This window comes from Streptomyces sp. NPDC005496, from assembly GCF_042872045.1.
GTDB lineage: Bacteria > Actinomycetota > Actinomycetes > Streptomycetales > Streptomycetaceae > Streptomyces.
The window spans coordinates 68,482-86,104 of sequence record NZ_JBIAJQ010000011.1 but is presented as its reverse complement, the minus strand read 5'-3'; the positions used below and the strand labels follow the sequence as shown (position 1 = coordinate 86,104).

General features: G+C 73.3%; 19 protein-coding genes and 1 pseudogene. 11 read left to right on the top strand and 9 right to left on the bottom strand.

The features are described 5' to 3' along the window. Positions 1-108: 108 nt before the first annotated feature. Together ACFYQQ_RS29995 and ACFYQQ_RS29990 are read left to right on the top strand one after the other, a co-directional pair. A complete protein-coding gene (locus ACFYQQ_RS29995) occupies positions 109-843 on the top strand; it encodes an alpha/beta hydrolase fold domain-containing protein (protein WP_356172663.1) in 735 nt (244 codons plus the stop codon). 419 nt (positions 844-1,262) lie between these two features. Then, entirely contained in the window at positions 1,263-2,216 is a 954-nt protein-coding gene (locus tag ACFYQQ_RS29990) for a ribose-phosphate pyrophosphokinase (RefSeq protein ID WP_355795971.1), read from the top strand. Positions 2,217-2,270: 54 nt separating this feature from the next. Here the strand turns inward: ACFYQQ_RS29990 and ACFYQQ_RS29985 are convergent, their stop codons facing one another. Together ACFYQQ_RS29985 and ACFYQQ_RS29980 are read right to left on the bottom strand one after the other, a co-directional pair. Continuing rightward, positions 2,271-2,696 (bottom strand): anti-sigma factor antagonist, encoded by a 426-nt coding sequence (locus ACFYQQ_RS29985; RefSeq protein ID WP_356172667.1) that lies wholly within the window; start codon positions 2,694-2,696, stop codon positions 2,271-2,273. A gap of 347 nt (positions 2,697-3,043) precedes the next feature. After that, a complete protein-coding gene (locus ACFYQQ_RS29980; RefSeq protein ID WP_355789931.1) occupies positions 3,044-3,994 on the bottom strand; it encodes an NADP-dependent oxidoreductase in 951 nt (316 codons plus the stop codon). A gap of 70 nt (positions 3,995-4,064) precedes the next feature. Between ACFYQQ_RS29980 and ACFYQQ_RS29975 the strand changes: the two genes are divergently transcribed. Beyond that, on the top strand, positions 4,065-5,012 hold the full coding sequence (locus ACFYQQ_RS29975; protein ID WP_355789934.1) for a helix-turn-helix domain-containing protein: 948 nt from the start codon (positions 4,065-4,067) through the stop codon (positions 5,010-5,012). A gap of 74 nt (positions 5,013-5,086) precedes the next feature. On the opposite strand, the gene ACFYQQ_RS29970 is transcribed toward ACFYQQ_RS29975, so the two are convergent. Then, complete coding sequence (locus ACFYQQ_RS29970) at positions 5,087-5,599, bottom strand: TetR/AcrR family transcriptional regulator (protein WP_355789946.1); 513 nt, start codon at positions 5,597-5,599, stop codon at positions 5,087-5,089. A 110-nt stretch (positions 5,600-5,709) separates the two neighbouring features. Then, the gene (locus ACFYQQ_RS29965; protein ID WP_355789937.1) at positions 5,710-6,072 is read right to left on the bottom strand and encodes a DUF1304 domain-containing protein; all 363 of its coding nucleotides are present in this window, start codon (positions 6,070-6,072) and stop codon (positions 5,710-5,712) included. Positions 6,073-6,261: 189 nt separating this feature from the next. On the opposite strand from ACFYQQ_RS29965, the gene ACFYQQ_RS29960 reads away from it, so the two are divergent. Then, a complete protein-coding gene (locus ACFYQQ_RS29960; RefSeq protein ID WP_388905812.1) occupies positions 6,262-7,854 on the top strand; it encodes a hypothetical protein in 1,593 nt (530 codons plus the stop codon). 39 nt (positions 7,855-7,893) lie between these two features. On the opposite strand, the gene ACFYQQ_RS29955 is transcribed toward ACFYQQ_RS29960, so the two are convergent. Beyond that, positions 7,894-9,525 carry an amidohydrolase gene (locus tag ACFYQQ_RS29955; protein ID WP_356172677.1) on the bottom strand — a complete coding sequence of 544 codons (1,632 nt, stop codon included), beginning with the start codon at positions 9,523-9,525 and terminating at the stop codon, positions 7,894-7,896. A gap of 211 nt (positions 9,526-9,736) precedes the next feature. Between ACFYQQ_RS29955 and ACFYQQ_RS29950 the strand changes: the two are divergent. Together ACFYQQ_RS29950 and ACFYQQ_RS29945 are read left to right on the top strand one after the other, a co-directional pair. Further along, positions 9,737-10,444 (top strand): annotated as a pseudogene (locus ACFYQQ_RS29950) (TetR/AcrR family transcriptional regulator). Positions 10,445-10,637: 193 nt separating this feature from the next. Beyond that, entirely contained in the window at positions 10,638-11,030 is a 393-nt protein-coding gene (locus tag ACFYQQ_RS29945; RefSeq protein WP_355792594.1) for a VOC family protein, read from the top strand. Positions 11,031-11,106: 76 nt separating this feature from the next. Here the strand turns inward: ACFYQQ_RS29945 and ACFYQQ_RS29940 are convergent, their stop codons facing one another. Both ACFYQQ_RS29940 and ACFYQQ_RS29935 read right to left on the bottom strand, forming a co-directional pair. Further along, complete coding sequence (locus tag ACFYQQ_RS29940; RefSeq protein WP_356172683.1) at positions 11,107-11,412, bottom strand: DUF4235 domain-containing protein; 306 nt, start codon at positions 11,410-11,412, stop codon at positions 11,107-11,109. Between the two features lie 113 nt (positions 11,413-11,525). After that, positions 11,526-12,542: a glutathione S-transferase C-terminal domain-containing protein gene (locus tag ACFYQQ_RS29935; protein WP_355794147.1), complete on the bottom strand. Its 1,017-nt coding sequence runs from the start codon at positions 12,540-12,542 to the stop codon at positions 11,526-11,528. A 111-nt stretch (positions 12,543-12,653) separates the two neighbouring features. Between ACFYQQ_RS29935 and ACFYQQ_RS29930 the strand changes: the two genes are divergently transcribed. Next, positions 12,654-13,640: a cation diffusion facilitator family transporter gene (locus ACFYQQ_RS29930; protein ID WP_356172689.1), complete on the top strand. Its 987-nt coding sequence runs from the start codon at positions 12,654-12,656 to the stop codon at positions 13,638-13,640. Positions 13,641-13,769: 129 nt separating this feature from the next. On the opposite strand, the gene ACFYQQ_RS29925 is transcribed toward ACFYQQ_RS29930, so the two are convergent. Beyond that, positions 13,770-14,213, bottom strand: a complete 444-nt coding sequence (locus ACFYQQ_RS29925; protein ID WP_355796117.1) for a nitroreductase family deazaflavin-dependent oxidoreductase — start codon at positions 14,211-14,213, stop codon at positions 13,770-13,772. 186 nt (positions 14,214-14,399) lie between these two features. Here ACFYQQ_RS29925 and ACFYQQ_RS29920 point away from each other — a divergent pair, with 186 nt between their 5' ends. The 4 genes from ACFYQQ_RS29920 to ACFYQQ_RS29905 all read left to right on the top strand — a co-directional run bounded on the left by ACFYQQ_RS29920 (position 14,400) and on the right by ACFYQQ_RS29905 (position 16,940). After that, positions 14,400-14,873, top strand: coding sequence for a nuclear transport factor 2 family protein (locus ACFYQQ_RS29920; protein ID WP_356172692.1), 474 nt, complete (start codon positions 14,400-14,402; stop codon positions 14,871-14,873). Between the two features lie 251 nt (positions 14,874-15,124). Then, on the top strand, positions 15,125-15,328 hold the full coding sequence (locus tag ACFYQQ_RS29915; protein WP_004979083.1) for a cold-shock protein: 204 nt from the start codon (positions 15,125-15,127) through the stop codon (positions 15,326-15,328). Positions 15,329-15,539: 211 nt separating this feature from the next. After that, a complete protein-coding gene (locus ACFYQQ_RS29910) occupies positions 15,540-16,727 on the top strand; it encodes a cytochrome P450 (protein ID WP_356241493.1) in 1,188 nt (395 codons plus the stop codon). A gap of 12 nt (positions 16,728-16,739) precedes the next feature. After that, the gene (locus tag ACFYQQ_RS29905) at positions 16,740-16,940 is read left to right on the top strand and encodes a ferredoxin (RefSeq protein ID WP_355786636.1); all 201 of its coding nucleotides are present in this window, start codon (positions 16,740-16,742) and stop codon (positions 16,938-16,940) included. Positions 16,941-16,987: 47 nt separating this feature from the next. Here ACFYQQ_RS29905 and ACFYQQ_RS29900 read toward each other — a convergent pair whose 3' ends face one another. Next, complete coding sequence (locus tag ACFYQQ_RS29900; protein ID WP_355786633.1) at positions 16,988-17,566, bottom strand: TetR/AcrR family transcriptional regulator; 579 nt, start codon at positions 17,564-17,566, stop codon at positions 16,988-16,990. Positions 17,567-17,623 lie beyond the last annotated feature (57 nt).

The following is a 17,623-nucleotide window of genomic DNA, read 5'->3' as shown; positions in this document are numbered from 1 at the left end:
CGCGAAGACACCGCCCCGCCGGTCCGGCGCCGCGGCGCGGCTGATAGACAAAGATTCCCGATGGTCCCGCCCGCCCCGCAGAACCCGCGGAAGGTCTCCTCAGCGCACATGCCCGTCACCGTCACCCGCGACCTGCCCTACACCACTCCCGTGAACGGCCGCCGGCAACTCCTGGACGTCTACCGACCCGACCTCGACGCGCCGGTCTCCGCCGCCCTGCTCTGGCACGGCAGCGGCACGGACGAGAAGGACACGCTGGCCGCCCTGGCCGAGGAGGCGGCGGGCAACGGACTGCTGGTCCTCGTCCCCGACTGGAACCCCGCGGCCCCCGACCGCGGCCGCTCCCACCTCCTCGCCTCCCTCGACTGGCTGCGCGACCGGGCCGGGCGTCTCGGCGGGGACCCAGACCGCACGGTGCTGGCCGGCTGGTCCGCCGGGGCGGGCGCGGCCGTCGGTGTCGCCCTGCGCGCGGGGTCCGACCACTGGCGCCCCTGCGCGGTGGTCGGCGTCGCGGGACGCTACGACGTCGCGGCCCGCAGTACGGGCACGGTGCCCCTCGCCGACGCGGAGGACCTTCCGGCCTCCCCGACGCCCGTCCACCTGGTGCACGGCACCGGGGACACCGACGTACCCGGCCACCACTCGCGCCGCCTCCTGGACGCGCTGCGCGACCAGGGCCGGCCCGCCAGCCTCACGGAACCCGCCACCGACCACGCGGGCGTGGTCATGGCGGAGTACGACCCCGTGCTGGGCCGCTGCCGGCGCTCCCGCGCCGAACACGCGGTCCGGGCCGGACAGCAGACGGCCCGCATCCTCGCGCAGGCCGCGGCCTCGGGCTGCTGACACACCGGCCGCCCGCGCGCGCCGCCGTGCCGGCGTGCCCGCGTGCCGCCGTGTCCGCCCGCGCGTACCGCCCTTGACCGCCCGGTCCGCCGCCCGCTCTCTGTCCCTTCCACCCGTCCGGTACGCCGGTCGTCCGGCCCCCACCTCCGCTCCGGTACACCGCTCGTCCGGTCCGCGCCGTCCGTGCCGCCGGTACGGTCCGCCGCCCCGTCCGTCCGGCCGCCTCCGCTCCGGTACGCCGGTCGTCCGGCTCGCCCCCGCCCGTCCGGCACGCCACTCATCCGGCCCGCCCCGCCCCGCCCGGTGTGCCGCTCCGGCCGTCCACCGTCGGCGCCGGGGGAGAGGCGGCCGTCAGGGGCGGTCTTCCCTGCCCGTAGCATGTGCCGCGCAGTCCGGATCTGATCTTGGAGGAGCGGATCGTGCGTGACATCGCGGTTTTCAGCGGCAGTGCCCATCCCGAGCTTGCGGCCGAGGTCTGCGCGCACCTGGGCGTACCGCTCAGCCCGGCCCGGATCAGCCGTTTCGCCAACGACTGCCTGGAGGCGCAGCTGCAGGCCAACTGCCGTGAGCGGGACGTGTTCCTGGTGCAGCCGCTGGTGGCGCCGGTCCAGGAGAACCTGGTCGAGCTGCTGCTGATGTGCGACGCGGCGCGGGGCGCCTCCGCCGGGCGGATCACGGTCGTCATGCCGCACTACGCCTACGCCCGCTCGGACAAGAAGGACGCGCCGCGCATCTCGATCGGCGGGCGGCTGGTGGCCGACCTGCTGGTGGCGGCCGGGGCGAGCCGGGTCCTCGCGATGACCCTGCACTCGCCCCAGGTGCACGGCTTCTTCTCCGTGCCGGTGGACCACCTGCACGCCCTGCGGGAGCTTGCCGCGCACTTCCAGGGGAACGACCTCTCGATGACGACGGTCGTCTCACCGGACCTCGGCAACGCCAAGGAGGCCGCCGCGTTCGCGCGGATGCTGGGCGCGCGGGTGGCCGCCGGTGCCAAGCAGCGGTTCGCGGACGACCGGGTGAGCATCAGCTCCGTGATCGGCGACGTGAGCGGGCGGGACGTCATCGTCCTGGACGACGAGATCGCCAAGGGCAGTACGGTCCTGGAGCTGCTGGAGCGACTGCGCGAGCTGGGCCCGCGCTCCATCCGGGTCGCCTGCACGCACGGCCTGTTCGCCGCGGGCGCCCTCAAGCGGCTGAGCGAGCAGCCCGACGTGCTGGAGATCGTCTGCACGAACACCGTGCCGATCGCCCCCGAGGAGCGCACGGACAAGCTGCGGATCCTGTCCATCGCCCCGGCCCTGGCCGAGGCGGTCCGGCGGATCCACAACGGAGAGTCGGTCAGCGCCCTGTTCGACCCGCCCGAGACCGCGTAGGCGCGGGGACGCCGGTCGGCAGGCCGTGGCTCGGCGTACGCCGGCCCGGCCGCGTCAGTCCGGGCAGGTGGGAAGCGGCCGTCCGGTCCGTCCGGAGCCCGGTGAGGACCCGGCCGCCGCCTCGGTGCGGCCGACCGCCTCGGCCAGGGACGCCGCCGGCGGCAGCACCCGGGCGAGGCCGGTGACCCGGATGATCCGCAGCGTCAGCGGGTGGGTGCACACCAGCCGCAGTTCGCCGCCCCGGGAGACGACGCGGTGCCTGGCGCGGTACAGCAGGCGCAGCCCGGAGCAGTCGAAGAACTGGACGGGGCGCAGGTCGATCACGATCGAGGCGTCGGGGCGGCCGGTCTCCGCGTCCATCAGCGGGACGAGGTCGAGCGCCGCGCTGATGTCGATCTCGCCGTGGAGCTCCAGCACGGTGTGGCCCCGGTACCGGCGGATCCGCAGCTGCCGGGTGAGGGGTGCAGGTTCCTGCCGCACGACGACATCGCCTCCAACCGGCCGCCGGCCCGCTGCTGGTCGCGGGCCCCGAAGTCACCGGGGCCGGGGTGACGACATCTGCGAGCGTAGACACGACACCTGGACACCCGGGGCTGCAAAACCGTTCCTTGCTCTGCAAGTTACCCCCGTTGGAGTGAATTCCAGCATGTTCGATTGACATATGTCTTGTCTTGGATCATCGCGGCGCGTCTTGAGCGGTTGGGGTGGAACGGCGGACTCCGGGGTGACGGGTTCGACGGGTCGGCTCGGTCGTCACGGCACAGGCGCGGCCCGGCCCGGCTCGTGTCCATCCGAGCCGGGCCGGGCCGTGAGTTCCGCGAGGGGCACTACGGGAGCGTCAGTACGAGCTTGCCCGTCGTGCGGCCGGTGTCGCCGAGCGCGTGCGCCTTGGCCGCCTCGGCGAGCGGGAACGATCCCGCGATCGTGGCGCGCAGCTTGCCCTCCTCCACCAGCCCCGCGATCGCGTTCATGCCGGCGTGGTCGGCCTCGACGAGCATCTCCACCGCCCGGACGCCCAGCTTCTCGGCCTCCTCGATGAAGTCTGTCGCCCCGCTCGGCAGGATCGAGACGAGGAGGCCGCCCGGGCGCAGCACGCGCAGCGAGCGGAACCGGTAGTCGCCGCCGATCGTGTCCAGGACGACGTCCACGTCACGGACGGTCTCCGCGAAGTCGGTCTCCCGGTAGTCGATCGGCTCGTCGACCCCCAGCTCGCGCAGGAAGTCGTGCTTGGCCGCGCTGGCGGTGCCGATCACGTGGGCGCCGCGCGCCTTGGCGATCTGCACGGCGAGGTGGCCGACCCCGCCCGCGGCCGCGTGGATCAGCACCCGCTGTCCGGGCCGCACGTCGGCGGTGTCGACGAGGACCTGCCAGGCGGTCAGTGCCGCGAGCGGGAGGGCGCCCGCCTGCTCGTGGTCGACGGAGGCGGGCTTGCGGGCGAAGGCGCGGGCCGGCGCGGTGACGTACTCGGCGTGCGAGCCGACACCGAACGGGTAGGGCAGCATCCCGAAGACCTCGTCCCCGGGCTTGAAGACGGCGACGCCGAGACCGACCGCCTCGACCACGCCGGAGACGTCCCAGCCGAGGACGAAGGGGGGCTCCTTGAGGAACCCGCCGGTCGCGCGGTGCTTCCAGTCGGTGGGGTTGACCCCGGCGGCCCGCACCCGCACCAGCACCTCGCTGGGTCCGGGGGAGGGCCGCTCCACCACTACTTCCTCCAGGACCTCGGGGCCGCCGAGGACGGTCTGACGAATGGCTCGCATCGTGTTCGCAGTACTCATGGGCACCAGCCTGCCGAAAGCGGCCGGCCGAGGAAATGGCAAGATTGCCAATGTTCGCTAGAATCGTGCCATGGACCATGTGGAGCGAGTCGTGGTGCTGGCGCTCGAGGGGATCTACCCCTTCGAACTCGGCATCCCCAGCCGGATCTTCGGTGCGGCGGACGGCAGATACGAAGTGCTGACGTGCAGCGTCGACGGACGTCCGGTGCGCACCAACGCCGACTTCTCGGTGACCGTCGAGCACGGCCCCGAGGTGCTCGGCACGGCCGACACCGTGGTGATCCCGCCGATCACGCCCTCGTACGTCACCTCGCTGCTGTCCGACGAGATCGCGGCGGCCCTCGCGCACATCCGGCCCGACGCCCGCATCGTCTCGATCTGCACCGGTGCCTTCGTGCTGGCGGCCGCCGGACTGCTCGACGGGCGCCCGGCCACCACGCACTGGCAGCTCGCCGAGCACTTCCGCGCCATGTTCCCGAAGGTGGACCTCGATCCCGACGTGCTGTTCGTCGACGACGGCTCCGTCCTCACCTCGGCGGGCGCCGCGTCCGGCGTGGACGTCTGCCTGCACCTGATCCGCAAGGACCACGGGAGCGAGCTGGCCAACAAGGTGGCGCGGCGCTGCGTGGTGCCGCCCTGGCGCGACGGGGGCCAGGCGCAGTACATCGAGCAGCCGGTCCCGGAACCCTCGGCCGCCGGCACGGCCGCCACCCGGCACTGGGCGCTCGAACACCTCGGTGAACCGCTGACGCTCGCCGATCTCGCGGGCCACGCCCGGATGAGCCTGCGCACCTTCGCCCGCCGCTTCAACGAGGAGGTGGGCATGAGCCCCGGCCGCTGGCTCATCCAGCAGCGCGTCGCCCGCGCCCGTCATCTGCTGGAGTCCAGCGACCTGTCGGTGGACCAGATCGCCGGTGAGGTGGGATTCGCGACCGGCGCCTCGCTGCGGCAGCACCTCCACGCCGCGATCGGGGTCTCGCCCCAGGCGTACCGGCGCACGTTCCAGACCGTGCACTAGGAGTGCCCAGGCGGTGCTCCCGGCCGCCGTGCGCTTCACCCACCGCGGGCGGGACCGGCGCGCGCCCGCGACCCTCAACGGCTCCGGTGCAGGGCGACCAGCAACTGCCAGACCTGGTGGGCGATCTCGTCCGTGCCTGCCTCGATGAGGCCGTGCAGCCAGTCGGCGAGCACCCCGGCGAAGGTGGCCGCCACGGCGGAGGCGACGAGCGGGGCGTCGGGGGCGCCGGCGAGTTCACGCTCCGCGAGGCTGCGGGCGCGCAGGTCACGGTGCAGGACGTGGCCGAGCGGGCCGCCGCCACCCGGGGTGAGCAGCGTGCGGTACAGGGCGGCGTGCGGGGCGAGGCCGCCGAAGAACGCGAGCAGGGCGGGCGGGGCCGACACCGGGTCCGGCCGCCCGCGCCAGGCGTGCAGCGCGTCCACGGCGTCCCATACGACATCGGCGCAGGCGTCGACCGCCAGCGCCTCCAGGTCGGCGTAGTGCACGTAGAACGTGGCCCGGCCGACCCCGGCCGTCCGGGTCAGCGCCGCCACGCCCACCTCTGACAGCGGGCGCCGGGCGCACTCGTCGAGCAGTGCCCGGCGCAGCCTGGCCCGGGTCCGGGCGGCACGCGGGTCCTGCGGCGCCGGGTCGCCCCGGCCGGTCCCGCCGTCCGCCGGCGGCGTGCCTTCGTGCGGGTCCCGGCGGCGTGCCGGTGTCACCCGGCGACCAGCACGGCGGCGAGGGCCAGGGCGCCCGGCAGTGCCTGGGCGACGAGGATGCGGCGATTCGCGGTGGCCGCCCCGAACACCCCGGCGACCACGACGCACACGAGGAAGAACACCTGGACGCGGAACCCGGTGGGGTCGGCGGCGACCAGGCCCCACACCAGCCCGGCGGCCAGAAAACCGTTGTAGAGGCCCTGGTTGGCGGCCAGTGGAGCGGTGGCCCGGGCCATGTCCGGATCGAAGCCGTGCAGCCCCCGGCCCGGCTCGCGCTCCCACAGGAACATCTCCAGGACCAGGATGTACACGTGCAGCGCGGCCACCAAGCCGACCAGCACGTTCGCGACCGTTTGCATCGTCTGTGGACTCCCCGTTCAGGATGACTTCATGGACAGGTGTCCACTATAGCTGGACAGGTGTCCAGGAAACACCTCGGGGTACGGGCTGCCGGTCGTCACGGGCGCAGGCGCGCGAAGGCGTGGGTTGTCCGGTGGGCGGCAGGGGTAGCGATGCTGCGGTTTTCCTTGATCGGAGGGGGAGTTGACGTGTCGGGCAGTCTCGCGCCCAGCGAGTGGAGCCGGAACGAGCGGAGCATGTGGGCCGCCTTCCGCCGGGGGGAGTGGTATGCGGACGGCGGAGAGGTACGGGCGGCGGCCGTCCGCAGGCTGCTGATCGCCCCGCCGCCGCCCGAGCCCGGACACCTGGCCCGCCTCCGGCTGCGCGATGTGCGCGTGACCGGCCGGCTCGACCTGGCCGAAGCCGTCGTCGGAGGGACCCTGCGCCTGCACAACTGCCGTTTCACGCAGGCCCCTTGCCTCGACGGCGCCTCGCTGGGCGCACTGGAGATGCGCGGCTGCTCCCTGCCCGGCCTGTCCGCCGTCGGCCTGACGACCGGCTGGAAATGCGAGATCAGCGGCTGCCGGGTGGAAGGCCCGACCGACCTGTACGGCGCCTCGATCGGCGGCACCCTGCACCTGGAGGGCAGCCACCTGACCGGACGCGGCGAGCGGCGTGGCGAGAGCGCCCTCCAACTCCTGTGCGCCACCGTGGGCGGCGACATCCAGGCCGGCACCGGGCTGCGCGTCGACGGCTGCGCCGACCTGCGCGACACCTCCGTACGCGGCAGCGTCGTGCTCACCCGCGCCGTGCTCGGCAACCCCGCCGGGACCGTGCTCAAGGCGAACCGGCTGCACATAGGCGGTGACCTGAACGGCCGGGGCGGTCTGGTCGCCGAGGGCATCGTGGACCTGTGCGACGCGCGGGTGGGCGGCGGCGTGCTCTTCGAGGGCGCCTCACTCGGCGCCGGGCACGAAACCGCGCTGCGGGCCCACGGCATAGACGTGGGCGCCGAGTTCAACTGCTGCGACGGCTTCACCGCACGCGGCAGACTCGCCCTCAGCAACATCACCGTCCGCAGCAAGGTGTCCTTCGCGGACGCCCGCGTCGACGTACCGGCCGGCCGCCCCGCCCTCACCAGCCGCCGCTCCACCGCCTCCGAACTCACCCTGGGCCTCGCCCCGCCCGCGCGGGGCACCGTCGACCTCAGCCACACCCGGGTCACCGTGCTGCGCGGCACCCCCGACGGCTGGCCCGAGGGGGTGCGCATGGAGGGCGTGGTGTACGAGAGCCTGCTGCCCCAACTCCCCGCCCGGGGGCGGCTTCCGCTGCTGGCGCGCGACCCCCAGGGCTTCACCCCCCAGCCCTACGAGCAGCTCGCCTCCGTGTACCGGCAACACGGGCACGACGCCGACGCCCGTACGGTGCAGCTGGCCAAGCAGACCCGGCTGCGCGCCACCCTGCCCTGGCCGGGCCGGGTGTGGAGCCGGCTCCAGGACGTGACGGTCGGATACGGCTACCGGCCGATGCGCGCGGTGTGGTGGCTGGCCGCGATCATGGTCAGCGGCACCCTGCTGTTCTCCCGGTGGCCGCCCCAGCCCCTCGACCCGGGCCGGCCACCCCGCTTCCAGCCCGCCGTCTACACCCTGGACCTGCTCCTGCCGCTCGTGGACTTCGGGCAGGAACGGGCGTTCAGTCCGGACGGCGCGCTCCAGTGGCCGGCCGTGCTGCTGATCTGCCTGGGCTGGCTGCTCGCCACCACGGCCGCCGCCGGCGCCAACCGGATCCTGCGCCGCGCGTGAGCCCCGCCCGTCGGTCCCGCGCGGCCGGCGTCGAGACCCTCAGGCGTCCGGGGACGCGAAGACCCGCTCACCGCCGACGTACGTCAGCGCCACCCGGGCCTCGGCGATCGCCTCCGGCGGCCCGGCGAGCGGGTCGCGGTCCAGCACCACCAGATCGGCGAGAGCCCCGGCCCGCACGCTCCCCGTGTCGTCCAGGTGGTTGGCGTACGCCGACCCCGCGGTGTACGCCGTGAACGCGGCCGTCGGCGTCAGGCGCTCGCCCGGCAGGAAGACCGGCCCGGACGCACCCGGCAGCACGCGGTTGACGGCGACGTGAATGCCCTGGAGCGGATCGGGGCTGCTGACCGGCCAGTCGCTGCCGGCGGCGAGCCGCGCCCCGGCCCGCAACAGCGAGCGGAACGGGTACTGCCGGGCCGCCCGCTCGGGGCCGAGGAAGGGGATGGTCAGCTCGTCCATCTGCGGTTCGTGGGCGGCCCACAGCGGCTGCACGGTGGCCGTCGCGCCGAGGCGTGCGAAGCGCGGCACGTCGTCCGGATGCACGACCTGGAGGTGCGCCAGGTGCGGGCGGGTACCGGTGTCCCCGTTGGCCAAGCGGGCCGCCTCCACGGCGTCCAGCGCGTCGCGTACCGCCCGGTCGCCCAGCGCGTGGAAGTGGCACTGGAAGCCGAGCGCGTCCAACTCGGTCACGTAGGACGGCAGTCGGGCCGCGTCGATGAAGCTGGTGCCGTGATTGGCGGTGGCGCAGCCGCACTTGTCCAAGTAGGGGCCGAGCAGTGCCGCGGTGCCCGTCTCGGCGACCCCGTCGAGCATCAGCTTCACGGTGGAGGCGCGGAACCGGCCGTGACTCAAGGCCGCCCGCCGTTCGACGAGTTCGGGGATCTGCTCGGCGCCGCGCTCGCGGTCCCACCACAGGGAGCCGACCACGCGCGCGGTCAGTGAACCGTCGCGGGCCGCCGTCAGATAGGCGTCCGCCGGATCGTCCATACCGAGGAACGAGCCGACCAGGGCGTCCTGCCACGCGGTGATCCCGAACGCGTGCAGGGTCCGCTGGGCGTGCAGCAGCGCCGCGAGCCGGTCCGCCGCGGTGGCCTCCGGGGCGAGCCGGCCGACGTACTGCATGGCCCCCTCCTGGAGCATGCCGGTGGGTTCGCCGGCCGCGTCCCGCTCGAACCGTCCGTCGGCCGGGTCGGCGGTGTCGCGGGTGACGCCCGCGAGCTCCAGCGCCCTGCTGTTGGCCCAGGCGCCGTGGTGATCCCGGTTCGGCAGGTACACGGGCCGGTCCGGGACGACGGCGTCGAGCAGCTGCCTGGTCGGCGTGCCGCCCTCGAACGCCTCCATGGACCAGCCGCCGCCGGTGATCCACTCCCGGTCGGGATGCGTGTCGGCGTAGGCACGGACGGCGGCGAGGGTGTCCTTGGCGGTGGTCGTGCCGGTGAGGTCGCACCGGGTGGACTCCAGTCCCGCCGGGACCGGATGGACGTGGGCGTCCTGGAAGCCGGGCAGCAGCAGCCTGCCCGCCAGGTCGACGACCTCGGTCCCGTGCCCCCGCAGCCCGGCGAGTTCCGCGCCCCCGACGGCGGTGATCCGGTCGCCGGTCACCGCGACGGCGCTCGCCCGGCCGCCGCCGGGGGTGAAGACGGGGCCGCCGATGAAGATGATGTCAGCTCGCATGGTCCTGATTCCTTGGGTCGAGGGCGCGAGGCCGCGGGGCCTCCGGCGCCGGTGCCGTGACCGGTGCGGGACCCCGCGGCCCGGGAACGGCCCGGTGACGGCCCATGCAACTGCCCGGCCCCGCAACAGGTCAACGGTGTTGACATAAGGTGCGCGTACGCCGGTCGACGGCGCCCGTCCGTCCCCGTACGGCCGCCGTCAGGAGGAGCCGATGACCGACCGCCTCGTCCCGCCCGCCGCCAGGCGGCGCAGGCGCCCCACCAAGTCGGGTGTCGTCCTGTCCGAGGAACTCATCGTCGAGACCGCGCTGCGGCTCCTCGGTGAGCACGGCGCCGACGCCCTCACCGTCCGCCGGCTCGGCCGCGCCCTCGGCGCCGATCCCAGCGCCCTGTACCGCTACTTCCGGGACACGGACGACCTGCTGCTCGCGATCGCCGACGAGCTGATCGGCCGCAGCATGCGAACCTGGCGGCCCTGCGGGGACTGGCGCGCCGACCTGCGCGACCTCGGACTGCGGATGCACGCGGGAGCGCTCGCGCATCCCCAGGCTGCGGTGCTGAGCGCGTACCGGGTGACCGGGCGCGTCCACGAGATCTAGGCCGTCGAGACGATCCTGGGCGTCCTGCGCGGGGCCGGCTTCCCGGACGCCGAGGCCGTGCGCGTCTACCACGCCTTCGTCGACCAGGCGCTGGCCTTCGGCGCGCTCGACGCGGGAAGCGCCGCCCTCCCGGCGCCCGCGCGACAGGCGGATGTCGGAGTGTGGCGGCGGACGTACGCCAGGCTGCCCTCCGGCACCCACCCGCACATCGCCGCGACCGCGGGGCACCTGGTCGCCGCCATGCGGCGCAGCGCCTACCCGACCGCGCTCGACCTGCTCCTCGCCGCCGTCGCGGCGCGCCTCGCCGAGATCACGGGCTGAGAGCGGCCTCGACTCCCTTCCCGTGAACGGGACTTGTCGGCGGTGCGGACGCGCGTACAGACCTGACGAAGTGTCAATACATGTACCGGGCAAGGTCGTCGGTGCCCGACTGATTCCGTCGGGCGGGGGGTACCCGGGGAGCGTATGGCAGCAGGTGGCACCGCCGCCCGCGCCCCGACCGTACGGAGGAAGCATGGCACTGGTAGTGACAGGCGTCGTGGTGCTGGACTGTGCCGAGCCGGAGAAGCTCGCCACCTTCTACAAGGAACTGCTGGACGCCGAGGAGACGGACGCGACCGCGAACCGGGTGGAGATCAAGGCCCCCGACGGGCTGCGGCTGGCCTTCCGCCGCGATGTGATGGCGACGCCGCCGAGCTGGCCGCGCCCGGAGAACTCGCTCCAGGCCCACCTGGACTTCCACGTCGACGACCTCGACGAGGCGGAGCGCCGGGTCGTGGGCCTCGGCGGGCGTCCGCTGGAGACGAAGGACGCCTCGGGTCCGTACGAGGAGCGCGGCTACAGCGATCCGGCCGGGCACTCCTTCACCCTGCGGCTCGTCCCGGCCACGGCCCCCAAGCAGGGCTGAGCGCCGGCGGCGGTCCGAGGACCGCCGCCGGACGGCACCGGCACCGGAATGCCGGATGCCCGTGCGCCGCTCCGGCTCAGTCCCGGCCGGTCTTGTCGTCGGTCGGCCAGACGCCCGTGGAGCGCTCGATGGCCTTCGCGCCCGTGCGGTCCACCGCGCTGCGGACGACGGCGAAGATGGCGCCCTGCACCGCGGCGGCGAGCAGCACCTCGCCCCAGCCGCGGTCCTTGTCGAGGGCGTCCGGCGCGTTGTCCTCGTGGCGGATCGCCTTCCAGGTGGTCTGGAACGCCTTGCCCGCCAGCGCACCTCCCGCCCAGCCGAGCACGAACCCGACGGGCTTGTAGGCGAGGGGGAGCGTTTTCTTCTTCGTCTTCTTCGACATGTGGTTCTCCTTGTTGCCTTCGGCCGGCCTCCGGGGTGTCGCCGGACACTTGGCGTGTGTCCCTATCCGCGGCGAATACGCAGGCCGGGGTCGGTCGACGCGGTCTTCGGTGATCAGGGCCGCCCCTGTACGGGCACCTCCTCACCCTCGGGCACCGGTCCCGGCGGCGTCCCGTCGCCGAACGGCCGGCCGCCGAGTTCCGCGCGGTGATGCGGCGTCAGCCAGCCCGCCGGATCCGGGCCCAGCGGCACGATCCCGGTCGGATTGATGCCGGTGTGGACCTGGTGGTAGTGCCGTTTGACGTGGTCGAAGTCGACGGTGTCGCCGAACCCGGGCGTCTGGTACAGATCGCGGGCGTACGCCCACAGCACCCGGTCCTCGGCGAGCTTCCAGCGGTTGCACTTGAAGTGGCCGTGGTAGACCGCGTCGAAGCGGACCAGCGTCGTGAACAGCCGGATGTCCGCCTCGGTGATCGTGTCCCCGACGAGGTAGCGCCGTTCGGCCAGCCGCCGTGACAGCCACTCCAGCCGCCGGAAGACACCCGCGCACGCCTCCTCGTACCGCTCCTGCCGGTTCGCGAATCCCGCCCGGTACACCCCGTTGTTCACGTCGTCGTAGACGCCCGCCATGACCTCGTCGATCTCGTCGCGCAGCTTCGCCGGATACAGGTCCGGCGCCCCCTCGCGGTGCAGGTCCGTCCACTCGGTGGCGAAGTCCAGGGTGAGCCGCTGGTAGTCGTTGGTGACCAGCCTGCCGCTGGGCACGTCCACGAGCGCGGGCACGCTCACCCCGCCCGGATGGTCCTTCTCCCGGGCCTCGTAGGCCTCCTTCAGGAAGCGGATGCCGAGGACGGGGTCGCGGCCGTCCGGGTCCAGCGTGAACCGCCAGCTCCGGTCGTCCTGGATCGGGTCCACGACGGCGAGGGACACGGCGTCCTCCAGCCCGAGAAGGCGCCGTGACACAAGCGCGCGGCTCGCCCAGGGGCACGCCCGGCTCGCGACCAGCCGGTAGCGTCCGGCCTCGACGGGCCAGCCGTCCCGTCCGTCGGCGGTGACGCGGTCCGTGAAGTGGCTGCCGGAGCGCTTGAACTCCTTCTTGCCGTAGTCGGCGTTCGACCCGTCCTCGCCCATCACGCCTCTCCTCTCCGCCCGCCGCCGTCCGCGTGAGCCCTCGGTGGAGGGGTTCCCCGATTTCCGCCGACGCCACTGTGTGAGCGGGCCGGGCTCGGGCATCCGGGGCCTGTGGCCAACGACTCGACGCAACAACCGACCAGCTCCGACCGCAAGACGCGCATCACCGTCCTGGTGGCGCTCGGCGCCAATCTCCTGATCGCCGTCGCCAAGGCGGTGGGTGGTCTGGTCTCCGGTTCGCCCGCGCTCCTCTCCGAGGCGGCGCACTCCGTCGCCGACAGCCTGAACGAGGTCTTCCTGCTCGCGGCCCTGCGGCGCAGCCGGCGCCCCGCGGACCGGCGCCACCCGTTCGGGTACGGCAAGGAGCGCTTCTTCTGGTCCCTGCTCGCGGCCGTCGGGATCTTCGTGATGGGCGGCTGCTTCTCCGTCTTCCAGGGCGTCGAGGCACTCAGGAACGGAGCCGAGGAGTCGTTCTCCGGCTATGTGACGGGCCTGGTGGTCCTCGGCGTGGCCCTGCTGGCGGAGGGCGCCTCCCTGGTGCGGGCGCTGCACCAGGTGCACAAGCAGGGCGGCGGGCTGCGCGACCCCGCCCTGCGGACGGTCGTCGCCGAGGACGGCACCGCGGTGCTCGGTGTGACGTTCGCGATCATCGGCATGGTGCTCCACATGGTGACCGGCCAGGTCGTGTGGGAGGCCGCCGCCTCGCTGGCCATCGGGGCGCTGCTCGTCTGCGTCGCCTACTGGCTGGGACGGGACGCGCGCGCCCAGCTCGTCGGGGAGGCCGCCGACGAGGAACTCAGCGACCGGATCCGCGCCGTGCTGGACGCCCAACCCGAGATCGACAGCGTGGAGGCGCTCCTCACCATGAAGATGGGCCTGGACTCCACCCTGGTGGCCGCCCGCGTCGACCTGGTCCCCGGGCTCGACAGCGAGGAGGTGGAGGACGTCGCCGTCCGCATCAAGCGCTCCGTCGCCCGGCTGGTGCCGGAGGCCGACCAGATATTCCTCGACGTGACGGACGCGCGGGCCGCCCGGGAGGCCGCGGGCCGGAGCGCGACGGAAAGCCCCGCCGCGACGGGGGAGCGCGGCGGGGCCTGACGTCCGGGTGCCCCCGGAGGCGGCGGATCATGCGGCGCCGGTCCCGCACGCCCGCGCGGGCCGTAGGACACCGGCGGTGACCCGTGCGGACCGGCGCCCGTACGGGTCACTCCCGTGCGGCCGTCCGGCTCAGTCGGTCGGCTCCAGCACGAACAGCGGGATGGCGCGGTCGGTCTGCTTCTGGTAGTCCGCGTACGGCGGATAGGCGGCGACCGCGCGCTCCCACCAGACCGCCTTCTCCTCGCCCGTGACCTCACGCGCGGTCAGATCGTGGAGGGCGGGGCCGTCCTGCAGCGACACGCGCGGGTCGGCCTTCAGGTTGTGGTACCAGACCGGGTGCTTGGGCGCGCCGCCCTGGGACGCGACCACCGCGTAGCGCCCGTCGTGCTCCACCCGCATCAGCGGGGTCTTGCGGATCTTGCCGCTCTTGGCGCCCCGGGTGGTGAGGATGATGACGGGAAGGCCCGTGTTCCCGAGGGTCGTCCCCTTGGTGCCGCCCGAACTCTCGTACAACTCCACCTGGTCGCGCACCCATTGCTCCGGGCTGGGTTCGTACTCACCCTCAAGAGGCATGTCTTCCGTCCCATCGTCGCGTTGTACTGGTGTCGTCCAGTCAAGATTCAACACCGGTTCGCGCGCAAATCAACCAGGCCCCTACCTCGGGGGTAACCGACGGTGTCGGCCGGACGGGGCACGGTGGACCCGTCGTCACGCCGCCGCAGCCCCGGTCGGAACCGGTAGAGATGAGAGAGTCCCGCCATGTCCGCAGCCAACGGCCGAACCCCCGCCACGCGCACCGTCGTCGAGGAACTGCTGCGCCGGATCGGCGAGGGGGACCCGGAGCGGATCGCCGGGCTGTACGCCGAACGGGGTGACTGGAAGCTGAGCTGGCCCGAGGACGAGCACGGGCGGTCCGCGACCCCCTGGATCCGCCACCGCTCCACGCGCGCCGACGCCGCCGCCCACTACCGCGAGCTGGCCGCGCACCACAGGCCCGGCGCGGCGGCCACCGCGATCGAGCGCGTCCTCGTCGACGGCGGGGACGCGGTCGTGCTCGGCGAGATCCGCCAGACGGCGGCGGCCACCGGACGGGAGTACCGGGCCAGGTTCGCCCTGCATCTCACCGTCGAGGACGGGCTGGTCACCCGGCACCACGTGTACGAGGACAGCCTCTCCGTGGCCCGCGCCTTCGAGCCGGCCCGGCCCGCCGGTCACGCCCCCGGACGGCCCTGAGCCCGGCCGGGGACGCGTCGCCGGCACCGGACCGGGGCGGGTCCGGGCGGCGTCGGCGCGACGCGCCGTCCGGATCATGTCCCATTGCTCTCTGGTGGGCGCCGGTTCCGCCGTGTAGCGTCGCTGCCAGATGTCGTGGTTCGCCGTACCTGCCCGCGCTCCGGCGCGGGCGCTTTGCTGTGCGGTCGACCAGGTCGATCACCTCTGGGGCCCGCGCGGTGCGGGTCCCGATCTCAACCGGAGGGCACAGCATGGCCAGCGGAACCGTCAAGTGGTTCAACGCCGAAAAGGGCTTCGGCTTCATCGCGCAGGACGGCGGCGGACCGGACGTCTTCGCGCACTACTCCAACATCAACGCGAGCGGCTTCCGTGAGCTCCAGGAAGGCCAGGCGGTGACCTTCGACGTCACCCAGGGCCAGAAGGGCCCGCAGGCGGAGAACATCACCCCCGCCTGACCCCTGACCGAACCGGTCCCGGCCCTCGGGCCGGGCCGGTTCGACCCGGTCCCGGGACGGCCGCTGCCGCCCGGCGCGGGACCGCCCGCACGGTAGGGGTTCAGCCAGATCGCGTGGCAGGTACATCTGGCCGAACTTCGCGTGGCCCTGTAGATGCCCTGGGCATCTAATGATGATCGGCAAGAGCGAACCGTCGCTTGCGAGGTCACTCATGACAGAACCCGTCGCCTTCCCCCAGGACCGCACCTGCCCCTACCACCCGCCCGCCGCCTACGAGCCGTTGCGCGAGGCGGGGCCCCTGTCGCGGATATCGCTGTACGACGGCCGTGACGTCTGGTTCGTCACCGGCCACACCGAGGCGCGTGAACTGCTCGCCGACCCGCGCCTGTCGTCCGACCGCACCCTGCCCGCGTTCCCCGCGCCGACGGAGCGGTTCGCCGCCTCCCGCACGCGCCGCGTCGCCCTGCTCGGCGTCGACGACCCCGAACACCGCACGCAGCGCCGCATGCTGGTGCCGCGCTTCACCCTCAAGCGGACCGCCGAGCTGCGTCCCCGGATCCAGGAGACCGTGGACCGGCTGCTGGACCGGATGGCGGAACAGGGTCCCGACGCCGAACTCGTGGACGCCTTCGCGCTGCCCGTGCCCTCGACCGTGATCTGCGCCATGCTCGGCGTCCCCTACGCCGACCACGACTTCTTCGAGGAGGAGTCCCGCAGACTGCTGCGCGGCCCCGGTGCGGCCGACATCCAGGCCGCCCGCGACCGACTCGACGCCTATTTCGGCGCGTTGATCGACCGCAAGCTGGAAAATCCCGGCGACGGGCTGCTCGACGAACTCGTCCAGGAGAGGCTGCGCGAGGGCACGCTCGACCGGACCGAACTGCTCGGACTGGCCACGCTCCTGCTGGTCGCCGGCCACGAGACCACGGCGAACATGATCTCGCTGGGCACCTTCACGCTGCTGCGGCACCCGGAGCGGCTGGCCGAACTCCGCGCCCTACCCGCGCTGTGGCCGGACGTGGTGGAGGAGCTGCTGCGCTATCTCTCGATCGCCGACGGGCTGCTGCGGGTGGCCACCGAGGACATCGAGGTGGCCGGGGCGACGATCCGGGCCGACGAGGGCGTCGTCTTCTCCACCTCCGTCATCAACCGCGATGCGGACGCCTTCGGGACCCCGGACGCCCTGGACTGGCACCGCCCGGCCCGGCACCACGTCGCGTTCGGCTTCGGCATCCACCAGTGCCTCGGGCAGAACCTGGCCAGGGCCGAGCTGGAGATCGCCCTGCGCTCCCTCTTCGAGCGCTTCCCCACACTGCGGCTCGCCGCCCCGGCCGAGGACATCCCCTTCAAACCGGGGGACACGATCCAGGGGATGCTGGAACTCCCCGTGACCTGGTAAGAGGCTTCGGGCATGGACTACGACATCACCATCGACAGGGACGTCTGCATCGGGGCCGGGCAGTGCGCCCTGGCCGCCCCCGGCGTCTTCACCCAGGACGACGACGGATTCGGCGAGTTGGTCCCCGGCCGCGAGGACGGCGCGGGTGACCCCATGGTGCGCGAGGCCGCACGGGCCTGTCCCGTGAGCGCCATCACGGTGTCGGGGGCCTGACGGTCCGACACCCGCGTGACGTCCCGGACCCGTCCGCGATCCATGTCCTACGGCCGGGAGTTGAGCAGCGCGCGGGCGGCCTCGCGCGCGTGCGCGGCGGGCGCGGTGCTCTGTTCGACGCCCGCGGTGACCATGGCGCCCTCGGCGAGCAGGTACACCTGTTCGGCGAGGGCCGCCGGCCGCCCCGCGTCGGCCACCAGCGCCGCCAGCCAGCCCTTGAACGCCTGCTTGTGCGCCCGCACCCGCGCGGCCACCCGCGGCGAGGTGGCGCCCAGTTCGCCGTACGAGTTGATCCACGCGCAGCCGCGGAATCCGGGTTCGGCGAACCAGCCCTCCAGCCAGTCGAAGACCGCGAGGACGCGCTCGGCCGGGTCCTCCCGACGGTCGACGTACTCGGCCAGCCGCCGCCGCCAGCGGACGTCACGCCGCTCCAGATACGCCTCGACCAGCAGCTCCTTGGACGGGAACAGCTGGTACAGCCGCTTGAGCGAGACGCCGGAGGTGCCGCGCACGTCGTCCATGCCGACGGCCTGGATACCGCGGCCGTAGAACAACTCCTCGGCCGCGTCCAGGGCCTGGTCCCGGGCGAGGGCCACTGCCTGTTCACGGGCGGCCGTGCTGTCCATCCGAAGTCCGCTCCTTGACGTGAGAACCACCGTTCTCTACGTTAGCAGCCATCGAGA